At 61.6% G+C, this 18149-nt stretch carries 16 protein-coding genes; 11 read left to right on the top strand and 5 right to left on the bottom strand.

The genetic code is table 11. From position 1 onward, the window contains the following. The first annotated feature begins 20 nt into the window (after window positions 1-20). The 9 genes from PverR02_RS00550 to PverR02_RS00510 all read left to right on the top strand — a co-directional run bounded on the left by PverR02_RS00550 (window position 21) and on the right by PverR02_RS00510 (window position 10123). Window positions 21-1328 (top strand): CitMHS family transporter, encoded by a 1308-nt coding sequence (locus PverR02_RS00550; protein ID WP_017849048.1) that lies wholly within the window; start codon window positions 21-23, stop codon window positions 1326-1328. A gap of 64 nt (window positions 1329-1392) precedes the next feature. Then, entirely contained in the window at window positions 1393-2160 is a 768-nt protein-coding gene (locus PverR02_RS00545; RefSeq protein ID WP_017849047.1) for a TerC family protein, read from the top strand. 211 nt (window positions 2161-2371) lie between these two features. After that, window positions 2372-4030 (top strand): Na/Pi cotransporter family protein, encoded by a 1659-nt coding sequence (locus PverR02_RS00540; RefSeq protein WP_079442566.1) that lies wholly within the window; start codon window positions 2372-2374, stop codon window positions 4028-4030. Between the two features lie 57 nt (window positions 4031-4087). Then, window positions 4088-5470 carry a M16 family metallopeptidase gene (locus PverR02_RS00535; RefSeq protein WP_079442565.1) on the top strand — a complete coding sequence of 461 codons (1383 nt, stop codon included), beginning with the start codon at window positions 4088-4090 and terminating at the stop codon, window positions 5468-5470. Window positions 5471-5540: 70 nt separating this feature from the next. Then, window positions 5541-6572: a DUF5924 family protein gene (locus PverR02_RS00530; protein ID WP_017849044.1), complete on the top strand. Its 1032-nt coding sequence runs from the start codon at window positions 5541-5543 to the stop codon at window positions 6570-6572. 54 nt (window positions 6573-6626) lie between these two features. Further along, on the top strand, window positions 6627-7775 hold the full coding sequence (locus PverR02_RS00525; protein WP_017849043.1) for an ABC transporter permease: 1149 nt from the start codon (window positions 6627-6629) through the stop codon (window positions 7773-7775). Beyond that, on the top strand, window positions 7772-8575 hold the full coding sequence (locus PverR02_RS00520; RefSeq protein ID WP_079442564.1) for an ABC transporter ATP-binding protein: 804 nt from the start codon (window positions 7772-7774) through the stop codon (window positions 8573-8575). The genes PverR02_RS00525 and PverR02_RS00520 overlap by 4 nt, the downstream gene beginning before the upstream one ends. Window position 8576: 1 nt before the next feature. Next, entirely contained in the window at window positions 8577-9515 is a 939-nt protein-coding gene (locus PverR02_RS00515; RefSeq protein ID WP_046381529.1) for an MlaD family protein, read from the top strand. Next, a complete protein-coding gene (locus tag PverR02_RS00510) occupies window positions 9512-10123 on the top strand; it encodes an ABC-type transport auxiliary lipoprotein family protein (protein ID WP_057004949.1) in 612 nt (203 codons plus the stop codon). Before PverR02_RS00515 ends, PverR02_RS00510 begins: the two co-directional genes overlap by 4 nt. A gap of 103 nt (window positions 10124-10226) precedes the next feature. Here PverR02_RS00510 and PverR02_RS00505 read toward each other — a convergent pair whose 3' ends face one another. The 5 genes from PverR02_RS00505 to PverR02_RS00485 form a co-directional block, all read right to left on the bottom strand. Beyond that, complete coding sequence (locus tag PverR02_RS00505) at window positions 10227-11456, bottom strand: nucleoside recognition domain-containing protein (protein ID WP_017849039.1); 1230 nt, start codon at window positions 11454-11456, stop codon at window positions 10227-10229. A gap of 95 nt (window positions 11457-11551) precedes the next feature. After that, window positions 11552-12883, bottom strand: a complete 1332-nt coding sequence (gene gltP / locus PverR02_RS00500; RefSeq protein WP_046381531.1) for a glutamate/aspartate:proton symporter GltP — start codon at window positions 12881-12883, stop codon at window positions 11552-11554. A gap of 728 nt (window positions 12884-13611) precedes the next feature. Then, a complete protein-coding gene (locus tag PverR02_RS00495) occupies window positions 13612-14079 on the bottom strand; it encodes an inhibitor of vertebrate lysozyme family protein (protein ID WP_079442563.1) in 468 nt (155 codons plus the stop codon). Between the two features lie 2 nt (window positions 14080-14081). After that, window positions 14082-14246, bottom strand: coding sequence for a DUF1328 domain-containing protein (locus PverR02_RS00490; RefSeq protein WP_003170804.1), 165 nt, complete (start codon window positions 14244-14246; stop codon window positions 14082-14084). Window positions 14247-14325: 79 nt separating this feature from the next. Next, complete coding sequence (locus PverR02_RS00485; RefSeq protein ID WP_017849036.1) at window positions 14326-14625, bottom strand: hypothetical protein; 300 nt, start codon at window positions 14623-14625, stop codon at window positions 14326-14328. Window positions 14626-15001: 376 nt separating this feature from the next. Between PverR02_RS00485 and algB the strand changes: the two genes are divergently transcribed. Beyond that, window positions 15002-16348, top strand: a complete 1347-nt coding sequence (algB, locus tag PverR02_RS00480) for a sigma-54-dependent response regulator transcription factor AlgB (protein WP_017849035.1) — start codon at window positions 15002-15004, stop codon at window positions 16346-16348. A 10-nt stretch (window positions 16349-16358) separates the two neighbouring features. Beyond that, window positions 16359-18146: an ATP-binding protein gene (locus PverR02_RS00475; protein WP_079442562.1), complete on the top strand. Its 1788-nt coding sequence runs from the start codon at window positions 16359-16361 to the stop codon at window positions 18144-18146. Window positions 18147-18149: the final 3 nt, after the last annotated feature.

Genomic DNA, 18149 nt, shown 5'->3' with positions numbered 1-18149 from the left:
GCTACGCCTGGAGTATTCCTATGCTGACTTTCCTTGGCTTTGCCATGGTCATCACGTTCATGTTCCTGATCATGACCAAGCGCCTGTCCGCGCTGATCGCCCTGATCATCGTGCCGATTCTGTTCGCGCTGTTCGGCGGTTTCGCGCCGAAGATCGGCCCGATGATGCTCGAAGGCATTACCAAGCTCGCGCCGACCGGCGTGATGCTGATGTTCGCCATCCTCTACTTTGCCCTGATGATCGACTCCGGCCTGTTCGACCCGGCCGTGCGCAAGATCCTCAAGATGGTCAAGGGCGACCCGCTGAAAGTCTCGGTCGGCACCGCCGTGCTGGCCTTGGTGGTGTCCCTCGACGGTGACGGCGCCACCACCTACATGATCTGCGTGGCCGCGATGCTGCCGCTGTACCAGCGCATCGGCATGAGCCCGCGGATCATGGCCGGCCTGATCATCCTCGCCGGTGGCGTGATGAACATGACGCCCTGGGGCGGCCCGACCGCTCGCGCCGCGAGTGCGCTGCATGTGGACCCGTCAGACATCTTCGTCCCGATGATCCCGGCCATGGCCGCCGGCGTGGTCGCGATCCTGGTGATCGCTTACATGTACGGCAAGCGCGAACGTGCGCGCCTGGGTGAACTGCACCTGCAGGGTGACGAGATCGACCACAGCGAAATCAGCGTGTCGCAATACCCGGATGCCCGCCGTCCGAAGCTGATCTGGTTCAACGGCGTGCTGACCCTGGCGCTGATGTGTACGTTGATCGCCGGCCTGTTGCCACTGCCGGTGCTGTTCATGGTGGCGTTCAGTATCGCGATGATCGTCAACTACCCGTGCCTGCAACAGCAGAAAGACCGCGTCGCCGCCCATGCCGGCAGCGTGCTGGCCGTGGTGGGGTTGATCTTCGCTGCAGGGATTTTCACCGGCATCCTGTCGGGCACCGGCATGGTCGACGCCATGTCCAAGAGCCTGCTGGCGGTCATTCCAGAAGCCCTGGGCCCTTACCTGGCGGTGATCACCGCACTGGTGAGCATGCCGTTCACCTTCTTCATGTCCAACGATGCGTTCTACTATGGCGTACTGCCGGTGCTGGCCGAAGCCGCCAGTCACTATGGCATCACCGCCGTAGAAATGGCCCGCGCCTCCATCGTCGGCCAACCCGTACACTTGCTCAGCCCGTTGGTGCCATCGACTTACCTGCTAGTGGCCCTGGCCGGTATCGAATTCGGCGATCACCAGCGCTTCACCCTGAAGTGGGCAGTGCTGGTTTGCCTGTGCATAATGTTCGCGGCGTTGCTGATGGGGATTTTTCCGCTGTTCAGCACTCTATAATCGTACCGACTCACCGCGCGGCGCTGCAGCTGGCGCGGTTTAACACTCGCTTAAAGGAATACACATGGAATGGCTGACCAATCCGGAAATCTGGATTGCCTTCTTCACCCTGACGGCCCTCGAGATCGTCCTGGGCATCGATAACATCATCATGATTTCGATCCTGGTCAGCCGCATGCCCAAGCATATGCAGGCGCGTACCCGGATCTTCGGCCTGGCCCTGGCCATGGTCACGCGAATCCTGTTGCTGCTGTCCATCACTTGGGTCATGCGCCTGACCGACGACCTGTTCGTGGTCTTCGGCCAGGGCATTTCCGGGCGCGACCTGATCCTGTTCTTCGGTGGTTTGTTCCTGCTGTGGAAAAGCTCCCAGGAGATGTACCACGCCCTGGAAGGTGAAGACGAAACCCACGAAGAGCCCAAAGGCGCCGGTGGCAAGTTCATCTACACCATCATCCAGATCGCGATCATCGACATCGTGTTCTCCCTGGACTCGGTGATCACTGCCGTCGGCATGGTGTCCCACGTACCGGTGATGATCGCGGCGATCGTGGTCGCGGTGCTGGTGATGATGGCAGCGGCCGGCACCATCAGTGACTTCATCGACAAGCACCCGTCGCTGAAGATGCTGGCGCTGTCGTTCCTGGTAGTGGTGGGTACCGTGCTGATCGCCGAATCCTTCGACGTGCATGTGCCTAAAGGCTACGTCTACTTCGCCATGGCGTTCTCGCTGGCGGTGGAAGCGGTGAACATCAAGATGCGTACCGCCATCGCGAAAAAGAAGAAACAGCAGGACCCTGTGAAACTGCGCAAGGACATTCCGGGTCAATAATCTTGATCCGCTGCTGAAATGGGGCGTTCGCGCCCCATTTTTTCATCTGCACAAAACTGACTTCATGACAGTTTTGTTTCAAACCCGACTTTAGCTATGCGATGCTGGCGCACAGCCCTTTCGCCAACTACAGCTTAAGTACAAGACGTAGAACGGCACGCGGCAATTCTCATTGGCTCCTGTTGGAGCCCACCCACACGGGGGGCCGAGCATGCTGACCTTGCTCAATCTGCTTTCCGCCGTGACCCTGTTGATCTGGGGCACGCATATCGTCCGTACCGGCATCCTGCGGGTCTACGGTTCCAACCTGCGCCACGTCATCGGGCAAAACATGTCCAAGCGCTGGCTGGCGTTCGTCGCCGGTATCCTGGTAACGGCCATGGTGCAGAGCAGCAACGCCACCGCCATGCTGGTCACATCGTTTGTCGGCCAGGGCCTGATGGGGCTGATGCCTGCCCTGGCGACCATGCTCGGCGCCGACGTCGGGACGGCGCTGATGGCCCGGGTGCTCACCCTGGACCTGTCCTGGCTGTCGCCGCTGCTGATCTTTCTCGGGGTGATCTTCTTCCTCTCGCGCAAGCAGACACGGGCCGGGCAATTGGGTCGGGTCGGGATCGGCCTCGGGCTGATCATCCTCGCCCTGCAGTTGATCGTCGAAGCCGCCGGGCCGATTACCCACGCACAGGGCGTGAAGGTGCTGTTCGCCTCACTGACCGGCGACATCCTGCTCGATGCGCTGGTCGGCGCGTTGTTCGCGATGATTTCCTACTCCAGCCTCGCCGCCGTACTGCTGACCGCCACCCTGGCCGGCGCCGGAGTGATCGGCTTGCACGTGGCCATCGGCCTGGTGATCGGCGCCAACATCGGCAGCGGCGTGCTGGCCTTCCTCAGCACCAACATGCAGAACGCCGCCGGACGCCAGGTGGCCCTGGGCAGCCTGTTGTACAAATTGATCGGCCTGTTGCTGATCATCCCGGTGCTCGACCCGCTCGTGTTGTGGATGGACGGCCTGGATTACAGCGCCCAAGGCATGGTCATCAGCTTCCACCTGCTCTACAACGTCAGTCGCTGCCTGATCCTGCTACCGAGCATCGGCCCGATGGCCCGGGTCTGCGCGTGGTTGCTGCCCGAACGGGAAGAGGCCAACGGCAAGGCCACGCCGCGCCACCTGGACCTCGCCGCCCTGGCCACGCCAAGCCTGGCGCTGGCCAACGCGGTGCGGGAAACCCTGCGCCTGGGCGACCTGATCGACAACATGCTCACCGCGATGCTCGAAGTGCTGCGCGGCAAACAGACGGCCATCACCCAGGAAATGCGCAGCCTCAGCGACGACGTCGAGGCGCTCTACAGCGCGATCAAACTCTACCTGGCGCAAATGCCCCGCGAAGACCTCAGCGAACAGGACAACCGCCGCTGGGCCGAGATCATCGAGCTGTCGATCAACCTGAAACTGGCCGGCGACCTGATCGAACGCATGCTGCGCAAAGTCCAGCAGCAGAAAACGTCCCAGCGTCGCCAGTTCTCCGAAGTGGGCCTGGAAGAACTCACCGGCCTGCACAGCCAACTGATTGCCAACCTGCGCCTGGGCCTGTCGGTATTCCTCAGTGCCGACCCGGAAAGCGCGCGCCAATTGCTGCGCGAGAAACGCCGCTTCCGCGCCCAGGAGCGGCGCCTGGCCCATGCCCACGTCAGTCGCCTGCAACGCAAGATCGTACAGAGCCTGGAGACCAGTTCCCTGCATTTGGAACTGATTGCCGACATGAAACGCTTGAACTCATTGTTTTGCAGCAGTGCTTATGTAGTCTTGGAAACGTCCGACACCGGCGCGCTGTCCGCCGAAGATATTGCCGACATCACACATTCGCCCTGAACGTAAGACGGCCGCTGAAGTCAGTTATCACTGACCTCACTCGCCAGGAAGCCAGTTATGCGTCGCCTGTTACTCGCCTGCCTGCTCATGGGCTCTGCACATGCCTTTGCCTTTGACCGCCTGCACGTCGAGGGTTACACCTTGCCCAACGGCCTGCAGCTGCTGCTCAAACCGGGCACCGAACGCGGGCATGTGGCGATTCGCCTGGTGGTCGGCGTGGGCCTGGATGACTTCCGTTGCGAAGACAAGGAACTACCGCACCTGCTCGAACACTTGTTGTTCAGCGGTATCGACGGCGGCGGCGAAGGCGACCTCGAAGAACGCATGCAAGCCCTGGGCGGCGAGTGGAACGCCTACACCAGCAACGCCGACACCACCTTCGTGATCGAGGCGCCCGCGCAAAACCAGCGTAAGGTCCTGGACCTGCTGCGGGCGATCCTCACCCGCACCGAACTGACCGATGCCCATATCAATGCCGCCAAGCAGGTGGTCGAGCGCGAAGACGGTGGCCATTACTCGCACCTGCAACGCCTGCTGGACCGCCAGGACCTGGGCCACACCGCCAGCAACCAATTGGCGGTCGAACTGGGCCTCAAGTGCGCCGAACGCGCCGAGGCCGGCCAGTTGACCCGCGACCAGTTGGAGCAACTGCGCAAAAACTGGTACGCCCCCAACAACATGACGCTGATCATCGTCGGCGACCTCGACAAACTGCTGCCGGCCTATCTGGAACGCACTTATGGCCAACTTGTCCCGGTCGAGCCCACCGAGCATCTGGCCCTGCCGGAAATCCAGCACGCCGCCGCCAACCGCCGCGATCTGATCCATGGCTGGGTCGGCAACGGCGCCAAACTGCACTGGTTGTTCCCCGAGCCGGTGCTCGACGACCAGCATGACGAAACCTACAACCTGCTCAAGGACTACCTCGACTGGGCGCTGTATCGCCAACTGCGCCTCAAGCACGCTTTGTCCTACGGCCCGTGGAGCGAACGCGAAGTGCTCGGCGGCGTCGGTTTCCTCAGCCTGAATGCCGACCTCGAACGGGAAAACCTCGCCGAAGCCGAACAGGTGTTGCAAGACCTCACGGCCCAACTGCTCAAGGACGGCCTCGACCCGGCGGCATTCGCCCGCCTGCAAAACGCCGCCATCGCACGCCAGGCCTGGGCCGTGCAGGGCAACAGCGCGCTGGCCGACTATTACTGGAGCGCCTCGGGCGACTACGACAACGGTCACTTCAGCGACCCGGTCAAACGCATCAAGGCCGTGAGCCTGACGCAGACCAACCAGGCCATGCGCCAACTCTTCAAGCAGCCGGGCTACTGGCGCATCGAGAAACCACTGCTGAGCTACGACATGCTGAACTGGATCGGCGCCGGTGTGCTCGGGCTGATCGCGATTGGAGTGATCGGCGTGCGCAGTTATCGCAAACGGATCGCGTAATGAGGCACCGCACCCTGGGCTAAGACGTTATTCTGTCTGGGATTTTTCCTACAAAGACTGTGACCGCCGAATGCCGAACCTGAACCACTACATCCAGCGCATCCTCGAACTGATGAAGCGCTACCCAGGGGTGATTGCACTCGGCGGTTTCATCTCGGGGGTGAGCAGCTTCATCCTGGTGGACCGCCAGCAGGGCATGGCCAGCTGGATCGCGGTGATCATGCTGGTGAGCTGGCTGTGGCTGATGCTGGAAAACAGCTTTACCCAGCTGTTCACCAAACTCTTCAAGCGCGAGATCCCCGAACCGCTGCTGCGCTACGCCACCCAGATGATCCACCAGGAAAGTCTGTTTTTCGTGCTGCCGTTCTTTTTCATCACCACCACCTGGAACAGCGGCCAATCGATCTTCACCGGGCTGCTCGGCGCGGCGGCGCTGGTGTCAATCACCGACCCGCTGTATTACAAGTGGCTGGCGCCCAAACGCTCGCTGTTCCTCGCCTTGCACACCTTGACCCTGTTCGCCGCGCTGCTCACCGCGCTGCCGATCATCCTGCACCTGACCACCGCCGAGAGTTACAAGCTGGCCCTCGGCGTGGCCATGGTCCTGTCGATCCCGAGCCTGGCCGTAAGCCTGCCGCTGCGCAGCGTCAAAGGCTGGGCGATGCTGCTCGGGGTCACGGCCGCGATTGGCTGCGCCGGATGGTTCCTACGCAGTTGGGTTCCACCGGCCACCTTGTGGATGACCGAAGTGGCGATCAGCACCCAGTTGCAAGACCGCACACCCGGCGACGATCTCAAAGAGGTCAGCGCCGCCCAACTGCGCAGCGGCGGGCTGTATGCCTATACCGCGATCAATGCCCCGCGCGGGCTGGATGAGCGGATCTACCATGTGTGGAAATTCAACGGCCAGGAAGTCGACCGCATCGCCCTGGATATCCACGGCGGGCGCAAGGAAGGCTACCGCGCCTGGACCCACAAGCAGAACTTCCCGGCCGACTCCGTGGGGCGCTGGCAAGTCCGGGTGCTGACCGAGGACGGGCAGGTGATCGGTGTGCTGCGCTTCAAAGTGACTGACACAGCACAAACGGACAACCCAAAGTAAGCTGTATCGTGCTATTACGTAGGCATTGTGGATAGCCAGACAAGCTCGGAGCTTATGACCACTCGTACCTCGGCCGGCACAGCCCACCTCGATACGTCCACCGCCCCCCCGTTACTCAGGATTACGGGGGACTGGACGCTTGCCCACTACACAAACCTGAAGAAGCTGTCGGACAAACTCGACGGCCAATACGACGCCGGCGCCCGCATCGACCTCAATGGCCTCGGCGCCCTCGACACAGCCGGCGCCTCACTGTTGGTGGAGCTGCTGGGCCCGGACCGCATCGAGCAATCCGCCGAGCAGACCGATTGCAGCCTGTCCGCCGCCGACCGCGCGCTGCTCAAGACCGTCTACCGCTCCCTGAACGATTTCTGCGTACCGGAAAAAGCGCCGGAAGAAGCCGTCGGCATCCAGTTGCTGGCGCGCATCGGTGCCGCGGTGGACACAGTGTGGCTGGACAGCAAGCAACTGCTGGGCTTTATCGGCCTGATCCTGGAAACCTTCGCCCGCAGCATTTTCCGGCCCAAGCGCTGGCGCGTGACGCCGATGGTTGCGCATATCGAACAGACCGGCCTCGACGCCGCGCCCATCGTCGCCTTGCTGACGTTTCTGGTGGGCGCCGTGGTGGCATTCCTTGGCGCCACGGTACTCAAGAGCTTTGGCGCGACGATTTTCACCGTGGACCTGGTGGCGTTCTCCTTCCTACGGGAATTCGGCGTCTTGCTCACCGCGATCCTGATCGCCGGCCGCACCGCCAGTGCCTTTACCGCACAAATCGGCTCGATGAAGGCCAACGAGGAAATCGACGCAATCCGCACCCTGGGCCTGGACCCGATGGAGCTGCTGGTATTGCCCCGGGTACTGGCACTGCTGGTGTCGCTGCCGATGCTGACGTTCCTGGCGATGCTCTCGGGGATTGTCGGCGGCGGGGTGGTGTGTGCGCTGACCCTGGATATTTCACCGGCGATGTTCCTCTCGCTGCTGCAGTCGGACATTGGCGTGAAGCATTTCCTGGTGGGCATGGTGAAAGCGCCGTTCTTCGCCTTCCTGATCGCCGCCATCGGTTGCCTGGAAGGCTTCAAGGTCAGCGGCAGCGCCGAGTCGGTCGGCGCCCATACCACCTCCAGCGTGGTGCAATCGATTTTTGTGGTGATCGTGCTCGATGCAGTCGCCGCGCTGTTCTTCATGGAGATGAGCTGGTGAGTCGCCGACCCCGAGCGCCCAGCGAGGCGGTGATCGAAGTCCGTGGGCTGTGCAATCGCTTTGGCAGCCAGAGCGTGCATGAAAACCTCGACCTGGATCTGTACAAGGGCGAAATCCTCGCCGTGGTCGGCGGTTCCGGCAGCGGCAAGTCGGTGCTGTTGCGCAGCATCGTCGGCCTGCGCCAGCCCAGCGCAGGCGAGGTACGGGTATTCGGCAAGGACTTGTCGAACCTGCCAGAGCATGAGCGCTCCCTGGTGGAACGACGCTTTGGCGTACTGTTCCAGAAGGGCGCGCTGTTTTCCTCGCTGACGGTGATCGAGAACGTCGCGCTGCCGCTGATCGAACACGCCGGCCTGAGCCGCGCCGACGCCGAGCACCTGGCTGCGGTCAAACTGGCCCTGGCCGGGTTGCCGTTGTCGGCGGCCGACAAATACCCGGCGTCGCTGTCCGGCGGCATGATCAAGCGTGCAGCCCTGGCCCGTGCCCTGGCGCTGGACCCGGACATCCTGTTCCTCGACGAACCCACCGCCGGGCTCGACCCGATCGGCGCCGCGCAATTCGACCAACTGATCCTGACCCTGCGCGATGCGCTGGGCTTGAGTGTGTTCCTGGTCACCCATGACCTGGACACGCTGTACACCATCACCGACCGCGTGGCGGTGCTGGCGCAGAAGAAAGTGCTGGTGGCCGATGCCATCGATGTCGTCTCGGAAACCGACGACGCCTGGATTCACGAATATTTCCACGGCCCCCGGGGCCGCGCGGCATTGGATGCCGCTCAACCGCTCAACGAGGTATGACATGGAAACCCGAGCCCATCATGTGATGATCGGTCTGTTCAGCGTGATTGTGGTAGTCGGCGCGATGCTGTTCGGCCTGTGGCTGGCCAAGTCCAGCGTCGACACCGCGTTCCAGGATTACGAAGTGATTTTCAACGAGGCGGTCAGCGGCCTGTCCCAGGGCAGCTCGGTGCAGTACAGCGGGATCAAGGTGGGCGATGTCATCAGCCTGCGCCTGGACCCCAAAGACCCGCGCCGCGTGCTCGCGCGCATCCGCCTCTCCGGGCAGACGCCGATCAAGGAAGACACCCAGGCCAAACTGGCGCTGACCGGCATCACTGGCACATCGATCATCCAGCTCAGCGGCGGCACACCGCAAAGCCCGAAACTCAAGGGCAAGGACGGCAACCTGCCGGAGATCATTGCCTCGCCATCGCCAATCGCGCGGTTGCTGACCAACAGCAACGACCTGATGACCAGCATCAACCTGCTGCTGCACAACGCCAACGAAATGTTCTCCGCGCAGAATGTCGAGCGCATCAGCAACACCCTGGACCACCTGGAACAAACCACCGGCGCGATTGCCGAGCAGCGCGGTGATATCAAGGTGGTGATGCAGCAACTGATGCAGGTCAGCAAGCAGGCCGGTGCCGCCCTGGAGCAGACCACTGCGCTGATGCGCAATGCCAACGGCCTGCTCAACGATCAAGGCAAGCAGGTCTTCGGCAGCGCCGAACAAGCGATGAAATCCCTTGAGCAAAGCACCGCGACCATCAATACCTTGCTGACCGATAACAAGGACTCGGTGAACAGCGGCATGCAGGGCCTCAACGAACTGGCGCCGGCCGTGCGCGAACTGCGCGAAACCCTCGGTTCGCTGCGCGCCATCTCCCGCCGCCTGGAAGCCAACCCCAGCGGTTACCTGCTGGGCAGCGACAAGAACAAGGAGTTCACGCCATGAAGCGTGCTTACCAACTGATCGCCCCCGTGGCCCTGGCGCTGGTCAGCGCGTGCTCGATCCTGCCCAGCCCCAACCCATCCGACGTCTATCGCCTGGCCTCGGCCCCGGCGACCACCCAAGCGGCGCCGGTAGCCTGGTCGCTGCGCGTGACCAAGCCGCAGACCAGCGAGTTCCTCGACAGCTCGCGCATTGCCGTGGTGCCCCAGGGTGATCTGATCAGCAGCTACGCCAACTCACGCTGGAGCGACCCGGCGCCGGTGCTGCTGCGTAACCGCTTCATGGATGGCTTCCAGCGCGATGGCCGGGTGACACTGCTGAGCAGCGACGAGACCAACCTGCAGGCCGACTACGAGTTGGGCGGGCAATTGCAGGCGTTCCAGAGCGAATACCGCGGCAACGCGGTGGAGGTGGTGATCCGCCTGGATGCGCGGCTGGTGCGCGGCAGCGATCAGCGGATCATTGCCAGCCGCCGGTTTGAAGTGCGCCAGCCAGTCGGCGACAACAAAGTACCGGCGGTGGTGGCCGGGTTTGGGCTGGCGGGGGATCAGTTGAACAAGCAGGTGGTGGATTGGGTGGTGGCGCAGGGCAACACTGCGCCGAAACGCTGAGGGCCTCATCGGGGGCAAGCCCCCTCCCACATTTAACCGCGTTTTGTCAGGATGAATACGGTTAAATGTGGGAGGGAGCTTGCTCCCGATAGCCCTCTAAGCCTTAACCAAAGAACCAGTAGCACACCGCAATCGCCGCCACCACACCAGCAAACTCCGCCAGCAATGCACAACCCACCGCATGCCTTGCCCGCTGGATGCCCACCGAGCCGAAATACACCGCCAACACATAGAAGGTGGTCTCGGTACTGCCCTGAACCGTCGCCGCCACCAACGCCGGGAAGCTGTCGACGCCCTGGGTCTGCATGGTCTCGATCAACATCGCCCGTGCGGCACTGCCGGAGAACGGCTTGACCATCGCGGTCGGCAGCGCGTCGACGAAGCGCGTGTCCAGGCCGGTCCAGGCCACCACATGACGAATGCCTTCCAGGCCAAAGTCCAGCGCGCCGGACGCACGCAACACGCCCACCGCGCAAAGCATCGCCACCAGGTATGGCAGCAGGTTCTTGGCGACGTCGAAGCCTTCTTTGGCCCCTTCGACAAACGCCTCGTACACCTTCACCTTGCGCAACGCGCCGACCAGCAGGAACAGCATGATCAGACCAAACAGCGTCAGGTTACCGAGGATCGACGACAGCCCGGCCAGCGCCGTGGCGGACAAGGTCGCCAGCAATGCCATGAAGCCGCCCAGCAGCAGTGCGCCCGGGATCAAATAGGCCAGCACCACCGGGTCCCACAGCCGCAGGCGCTGCATCACCGCCACCGAGAGCAAGCCCGTCAGGGTCGACGCGCTGGTGGCCAGCAGGATCGGCAGGAACACCAGCGTCGGGTCGGCCGCGCCTTGCTGGGCGCGGTACATGAAGATGGTCACCGGCAACAGCGTCAACGAGGACGCGTTGAGCACCAGGAACAGAATCTGCGCGTTACTCGCGGTATTGGGGATCGGGTTGAGTTCCTGCAACGCCTTCATGGCTTTCAGGCCGATGGGCGTGGCGGCGTTGTCCAGGCCCAGGCCGTTGGCGGCGAAGTTGAGGGTGATCAGGCCGATGGCCGGGTGGCCGGCCGGCACTTCCGGCATCAGCCGGCGGAACAGGGGGCCCAGGGCCTTGGCCAACCAATTGACGATCCCGGCCTTTTCGGCGATGCGCAAAAACCCCAGCCATAACGTCAGGGTGCCGAACAGCAACACCATGACCTCCACCGACAATTTGGCCATGGCGAAAATGCTTTCCACCATCGCCGCAAAAATCCCGGCGTTACCGCCCACCAGCCATTGCGCCAGTGCTGACACCATTGCCACGACAAAGAAGCCAAGCCACAGGCCATTGAGCATCAGTTGAATCCCCCGAAAGATGGGGCGAATGATAGCGGGGCTGGCAGAAACGACAAACCCCGGATTTCCCGGGGTTTGTTCGCATCAGGCTGGCCTCAGCCGCGGCTGGTCTCGCCGACCGGCAGCACTTGCTTGGTGCGCCAGTGCGGCAGGGAGTTCCAGTAGCGCTCGCCCTTGGCATCGTCGTACATGCCTTCCCAACGGGAGATAACCAGTACCGCCAGGGCGTTGCCGATCACGTTGAGCGCGGTACGCGCCATGTCCATGATTCGGTCGACGCCGGCAATGAACGCCAGGCCTTCCAACGGAATGCCCACGCTGCCCAGCGTCGCCAGCAACACCACGAAGGACACACCCGGCACACCGGCGATGCCCTTGGAGGTGACCATCAGCGTCAACACCAGCATCAGTTGCTGGCCGACCGACAAATCAATGCCATACAGCTGCGCGATAAAGATCGCCGCGATGCTCTGGTACAGGGTCGAACCATCGAGGTTGAACGAATAACCGGTCGGCACCACGAAGCTGCAGATGGCCTTCGGCGCGCCGTAGGCTTCCATCTTCTCGATCACACGCGGCAGCACGGTTTCCGAACTGGCGGTGGAGTAGGCCAGCACCAGCTCATCCTTGAAGATACGCATCAGCTTGATCACCGAGAAGCCGAACAGGCGTGCGATCAGGCCCAGGACCACAAAGGCGAAGAACAGGATGGCGACGTAAACCAGGATCACCAGCTTGGCCAATGGCAGCAGGGAAGCGAAGCCGAAGTTGGCGACGGTCACCGCGATCAGCGCGAACACACCGATAGGCGCGTACTTCATGATCATGTGGGTGACTTTGAACATGCTCTCGGACACGCCCTGGAACATCGTCACCAACGGTTCGCGCAGCTCAGGCTTGAGGCTCGACAGGCCCAGGCCGAACAGCACGGAGAAGAAGATGATCGGCAGCATCTCGCCACGCGCGACGGCGGCAAAGATGTTCGACGGGATCAGGTTGAGGATGGTCTGGACGAACGCATGCTCATGCTGCACTTCCGCTGCGGTCGCCTGGTACTTGGAGATGTCCACGGTACCCAGGGTACTCATGTCGATGCCCGTACCGGGGTGGAACAGGTTGGCCAGCAACAGGCCGACCACGATGGCGATGGTGGTGACGATTTCGAAGTAAAGGATGGTTTTGACACCGATGCGCCCGAGCTTTTTCGCGTCACCGACACCGGCAATGCCGACGATCAGCGAAGAAATCACAATCGGGATCACGATCATCTTGATCAGGCGGATAAAGATATCGCCCGCTGGCTGCAGCACATTGCTGATCCACCAGGCCTTTTCAGCACTGAAATGGTTGAGCACGGCACCGATTGCGATACCTAGCACCAAACCGATGAGGATCTGCCAGGCGAGGCTTAGCTTTGCCTTCTTCATGTCATTACCCTTACTTCAAGTGAACTTAAGGCAAATGCGCCAGCTGCAACGCTCGGAAGCGAAAAAGTGTGTGCATCTGCCTCCGTAGAAAGTCATCGCCGCATGGCCGAAATGGCTTACTGGCAGGCGAAAAAAGGCGCAACTATTCCCATGCAAGGGGGCGACGTCTAATGCCGTAAACGCCTACCCCATGCCGAATCGGCATGGCTTTTTTTAAGAATAACTGTCCGAACGGTCAGTTCAAATGCGACATGTTGCCCGGTGAATATGCCGTGAACCGGTCAAATCAGGCTCGCTCAGAGATTCAGGAGACCTCAGGGCATTCGCGAAAATGCCTGTGTATTCAGGGGCCTGTTGTCTGAAATGTCCTATAGCGCAGGCAAAATTTTCTCGATAGATGGTCGCCCCGACATACCCAGTAATGATTGGGCTCGGGCGAAAAGAAGACTCTCGGCTATAAGCGGCATAAGAAGCGGGGATGAACGTCATAAGCGCGCCGCAAATCCAGCAAGCTCGAAAGCGGGTGGACTTGCGGCGCAGCTTTTCACCTGACCCGGCCCTTGCGCAGGCACTTCCTGTCCCCGTAGGTCGCGCCGATCGCGAAGGATCAGAGCAACCCGGCCCCCTGGTCATGCATCACCCTTGGCGAGCGATGCAAACAGAAAGAAGCGCACAGGCTTCTTTCTATGGACGCCAGTCCCGTAGACGACAAATGCATCAGACGGAGCCTAGTACCAATTCGGATCGTTCTTAAGCTGCTCCATCAGCAGCTTTTGCATGCCTGCGTCCGGCTTACCGATAAACCGGTAATCGGCGTGCCGGGTCGGGGACTTGTCCGCCGGCAGGCCGGCCGGGACTTCCACCAACATGGCGTAGGCATCTTCCTTGTCGTAACTGAAGGCGACGATCAGGCGCTTGTTTCGGCAGGTGTCTGCGGTTTCGCAGAGCGGCCCGACCAAGTACTTGTCGCCACCTTCTTCGACGGCATTCATTTGCTCGGCGGCGCCGGACAGGTTCATGACCCATTCTGGCAGGCGCTCTTCTTTCTTCACCACGCTTTGCCAGGTTTCACGGTACTGCGGGTCCGCGCCGAGCAATTCGTTGGCGCGGCTCTGGCCGTCGTGAGCGGCCATCGCCAAGCCGCTACCGCCCAAGAGCAGGACGGCAGCCATGGTTTTGAGGGACAAACGGGTCATATTCAGCCTCGGCCACGACGACCAAAGAAGAACGAAGCGATGAACATCACCAGGAAGACCACAAACAGGATCTTGGCGATACCCGTGGCGGTGCCCGCGATACCACCGAAGCCCAGGACTGCAGCCACAATGGCGATGATCAGAAATGTGATTGCCCAACTCAACATGGTGATTCTCCTTACGCTTTTATAGGGGGTGACAGCGGTACTGCCGTGCAATCGCTCAACTCAAGCGACCTTTTATTGCCTAGAACACCCAACGTTCCTGGGATGGCAGTTCATTCAGGGCAGACGCCTGGTCAACCATCCGCAGTTGGGGAACGGTTACATCGGCAGAAACGCTGCCAACGGAACGGCTATCAATGGAACGAAAGTGGGTCTGGGTCATCGCCGGACGTTCGAAATGCGGGGTTTGCTGCTGACTCTGCTGCCAATGCTGCAGCTGCTGGCCGCCAATCAACGTGACCATCAAGGCCAGGCTGGCAAACAGGCCTTGTTGCAAGCGCAGTGGCGATACATGCAGTGAGCTGAGGCTTGGGCGAGTCATGCTGCTTTCTCCCGCATTTTGATTATTCGTTAGGAGAGCTATTGCAGAGCGCATGCCAGTTTTTTTACAAAATAATATTCAACTAAATCAATCAGTTAGATATATACGGCCGGAGCAAAGCCCAGCATCCTGCACGATGGCCGCCTGGGCGCCGTGCGAAATGCACGATCGCCAGCGGTCGGATCGACGGATAGAAAACCAATCGCGCGTTGCCGAAGTGGCAAGAAGGCATGAAAACGCCATTGGGCGCAGGCTTTGTAGGAATGCAGGCAGATAGCTGCACGACGTTGCGTTTTATCGATCAGAATGAACCATGCAACTTGCCCGATTATTCCGGGACTAAACACCATCATTCATATTAAGGAGCGCGGGACAGATGGAATCAGCCAAGGAACTTCAAGGCCGCATTCTTTTGGTGGACGACGAATCCGCAATCCTTCGTACCTTCCGTTATTGCCTGGAAGATGAGGGCTACACCGTAGCCACCGCCAACAGCGCCGCCCAGGCCGATGCCTTGATGCAACGCCAGGTGTTCGACCTGTGCTTCCTCGACCTGCGCCTGGGCGAGGACAACGGCCTGGATGTGTTGGCGCAGATGCGTATCCAGGCGCCGTGGATGCGCGTGGTGATTGTGACCGCGCATTCCGCCGTCGACACCGCGGTGGATGCCATCCAGGCCGGCGCGGCTGATTATCTGGTCAAACCGTGCAGCCCCGACCAACTGCGCCTGGCCACCGCCAAACAGCTGGAAGTGCGCCAGCTCTCCGCGCGCCTGGAAGCACTGGAAGGCGAAGTGCGCCAACCGAAAGACGGTCTCGACTCCCACAGCCCGGCGATGATGGCGGTGCTGGAAACTGCGCGCCAAGTGGCCGGGACTGACGCCAACATCCTCATCCTCGGCGAGTCCGGCACCGGTAAAGGCGAGCTGGCGCGGGCCATTCATGGCTGGAGCAAGCGCTCGAAGAAATCCTGCGTCACCATCAACTGCCCGTCGCTGACGGCGGAGCTGATGGAAAGCGAACTGTTCGGCCATAGCCGCGGAGCCTTTACCGGCGCCAGCGAAAGCACCTTGGGCCGGGTCAACCAGGCGGATGGCGGCACGCTGTTTCTCGACGAGATCGGCGACTTTCCCCTCACTCTGCAACCCAAGTTGCTGCGTTTTATCCAGGACAAGGAATACGAGCGCGTGGGCGACCCGGTCACCCGGCGCGCCGATGTACGCATCCTCGCGGCCACCAACCTGAATCTCGAAGACATGGTGCGCGACGGCCGCTTCCGCGAAGACTTGCTGTACCGCCTCAACGTCATCACCTTGCACCTGCCGCCGTTGCGCGAACGCAGCGAAGACATCTTGGCCTTGGCCGACCGCTTCCTCGCCCGCTTCGTCAAGGAATACGCCCGACCGGCGCGGGGCTTCAGCGATGAGGCACGCGAAGCGCTGCTCAACTACCGCTGGCCGGGCAATATCCGTGAGCTGCGCAACGTGGTGGAGCGCGCGAGCATTATCTGCCCGCAGGAAAAAGTCGAAATCAGCCACCTCGGGATGGCCGAACAGCCGACCAACAATGCCCCCCGTATCGGTGCAGCGTTGAGCCTGGACGAGCTGGAAAAAGCGCATATCGGCGCGGTACTTGCCACCAGCGACACCCTGGATCAGGCGGCCCGCACCCTGGGCATCGACGCGTCGACGCTGTACCGCAAACGCAAACAGTACAACCTGTGAGCGGCACCCTATGAAGTTAGCGATGACATTGCGCACTCGGTTATTCCTGAGTATCTCAGCGCTGATCACCGTCGCCCTGCTGGGGTTGATCCTGGGCCTGGTAAGCGTGATGCAGATGGCCAAGACCCAGGAGTCGTCGATCCGCAGCAACTTCATCACCCTCGACCTGGGACTCAAACTGCGCCAGAGCCTGGGCGATCAGTTGATGATGATGCTCGAACAGCGCCCCAATCCCGAGGCGCTGCAAGCGTCCGAACAGCGTTACTTCGAGCTGCTCGACCAAGGCATTGCGCATGAACAGCGCGACGGGAACAGCGGCGGTTTCAGCCGGGCCCGGGCCGACTATCAGCGCTTCCTGGCGGCTTTTGACGAGTCTCAACAAGCGTCCCCACCGCCCGGCAGCAAAGAGAAAATCACCGAAACCTTCAATGTCCTGCGCAACGGCCTGATCGCCGAGCACAAGCAGGCCTTGGAAAACATCAGCGCCAGCGAACATAAATCCCGCGAGCGCGCCTTGTTGATCGCCGGGCTGCTGGGGTTGGTTGGCCTCGCGGTGTTGATCATCGGTTTTGTTACCGCCCATGGCATCGCCCGACGGTTTGGCGGGCCGATCGAAGCACTGGCCAAGGCCGCCGACAAGATCGGGCAAGGCGATTTCGAAGTGACCCTGCCCATTTCTTCGGCAGCGGAAATGAACCAACTGACCCGGCGCTTCGGCATCATGGCCGAAGCCTTGCGCCAGCATCAGGCAACCAATATCGATGAGTTGCTCGCCGGCCAGCAGCGCCTGCAGGCGGTGCTCGACAGTATCGACGACGGCCTGTTGATGATTGACCGGCAAGGCCGCCTGGAGCACCTCAACCCAGTGGCACAGCGCCAGTTGGGCTGGGACGAGGAACGTCTCGGCCAGGGCCTGGGCGAGGCGCTGGGTCGCCCGGAAATGGACGATCAGTTGCAACTGGTGCTGCGCGGCGGCAGCCTGGAGCGCGCGCCGGACGACTTGGAAGTGGAAGTCGAGGGCGAACTGCGCCTGCTGACCTACAGCCTGACGCCGGTGAGCCACACCCAGGGGCATATCCTCGGTGCCGTGATGGTGCTGCATGACGTCACCGAACAGCGCGCCTTTGAACGGGTACGCAGCGAGTTCGTGTTGCGCGCCTCCCACGAACTGCGCACGCCGGTGACCGGTATGCACATGGCCTTCGGTTTGTTCCGCGAACGCGCGAAGTTTCCTGCGGAGTCCCGTGAAGCGGACCTGCTGGATACGGTCAATGAAGAAATGCAGCGCCTGATGCAGTTGATCAATGACCTGCTCAACTTTTCGCGCTACCAGAACGGCCTGCAGAAACTCACCCTGGCCGCGTGCGATGTCACCGACCTGCTGGAGCACGCACGGGCGCGCTTTGCCGAGCCGGCGAATGCACAACACATCGAACTGCTGGTAGAAGCCCAGCCCGACCTGCCTCGGCTGTATGCCGACCAGGCGCAACTGGAACGCGTGCTCGACAACCTGTTGGGCAACGCCCTGCGCCATACCGCCGAGGGCGGGCAGATCCGTCTGCAGGCACGGCGCCATGGCGAGCGGGTGATCATCAGCGTCGAGGACAACGGCGAAGGTATCGCCTATGGCCAACAAGGGCGCATCTTCGAACCCTTCGTGCAGGTGGGTCGCAAGAAAGGCGGCGCCGGCCTGGGGCTGGCGCTGTGCAAGGAGATCGTGCAACTGCACGGTGGCCGCATGGGCGTGTATTCGCGGCCGGGGCAGGGCACGCAGTTCTACATGGCGTTGCCGCTGTAGCGA

It is taken from the genome of Pseudomonas veronii (genome assembly GCF_002028325.1).
Taxonomy (GTDB): domain Bacteria; phylum Pseudomonadota; class Gammaproteobacteria; order Pseudomonadales; family Pseudomonadaceae; genus Aquipseudomonas; species Aquipseudomonas veronii.
The sequence above is the reverse complement of the archived record's forward strand: the minus strand, read 5'-3'. Positions and strand labels throughout refer to the sequence as shown.

What these genes read in the sequence shown, in the direction of transcription:
- PverR02_RS00550 (WP_017849048.1), top strand. Translation starts at nt 21, where the DNA reads ATGCTGACTTTCCTTGGCTTTGCCATGGTCATCACGTTCATGTTCCTG.
- PverR02_RS00545 (WP_017849047.1), top strand. Translation starts at nt 1,393, where the DNA reads ATGGAATGGCTGACCAATCCGGAAATCTGGATTGCCTTCTTCACCCTG.
- PverR02_RS00540 (WP_079442566.1), top strand. Translation starts at nt 2,372, where the DNA reads ATGCTGACCTTGCTCAATCTGCTTTCCGCCGTGACCCTGTTGATCTGG.
- PverR02_RS00535 (WP_079442565.1), top strand. Translation starts at nt 4,088, where the DNA reads ATGCGTCGCCTGTTACTCGCCTGCCTGCTCATGGGCTCTGCACATGCC.
- PverR02_RS00530 (WP_017849044.1), top strand. Translation starts at nt 5,541, where the DNA reads ATGCCGAACCTGAACCACTACATCCAGCGCATCCTCGAACTGATGAAG.
- PverR02_RS00525 (WP_017849043.1), top strand. Translation starts at nt 6,627, where the DNA reads ATGACCACTCGTACCTCGGCCGGCACAGCCCACCTCGATACGTCCACC.
- PverR02_RS00515 (WP_046381529.1), top strand. Translation starts at nt 8,577, where the DNA reads ATGGAAACCCGAGCCCATCATGTGATGATCGGTCTGTTCAGCGTGATT.
- PverR02_RS00510 (WP_057004949.1), top strand. Translation starts at nt 9,512, where the DNA reads ATGAAGCGTGCTTACCAACTGATCGCCCCCGTGGCCCTGGCGCTGGTC.
- PverR02_RS00505 (WP_017849039.1), bottom strand. Translation starts at nt 11,456, where the DNA reads ATGCTCAATGGCCTGTGGCTTGGCTTCTTTGTCGTGGCAATGGTGTCA.
- gltP (WP_046381531.1), bottom strand. Translation starts at nt 12,883, where the DNA reads ATGAAGAAGGCAAAGCTAAGCCTCGCCTGGCAGATCCTCATCGGTTTG.
- PverR02_RS00495 (WP_079442563.1), bottom strand. Translation starts at nt 14,079, where the DNA reads ATGACCCGTTTGTCCCTCAAAACCATGGCTGCCGTCCTGCTCTTGGGC.
- PverR02_RS00490 (WP_003170804.1), bottom strand. Translation starts at nt 14,246, where the DNA reads ATGTTGAGTTGGGCAATCACATTTCTGATCATCGCCATTGTGGCTGCA.
- PverR02_RS00485 (WP_017849036.1), bottom strand. Translation starts at nt 14,625, where the DNA reads ATGACTCGCCCAAGCCTCAGCTCACTGCATGTATCGCCACTGCGCTTG.
- algB (WP_017849035.1), top strand. Translation starts at nt 15,002, where the DNA reads ATGGAATCAGCCAAGGAACTTCAAGGCCGCATTCTTTTGGTGGACGAC.
- PverR02_RS00475 (WP_079442562.1), top strand. Translation starts at nt 16,359, where the DNA reads ATGAAGTTAGCGATGACATTGCGCACTCGGTTATTCCTGAGTATCTCA.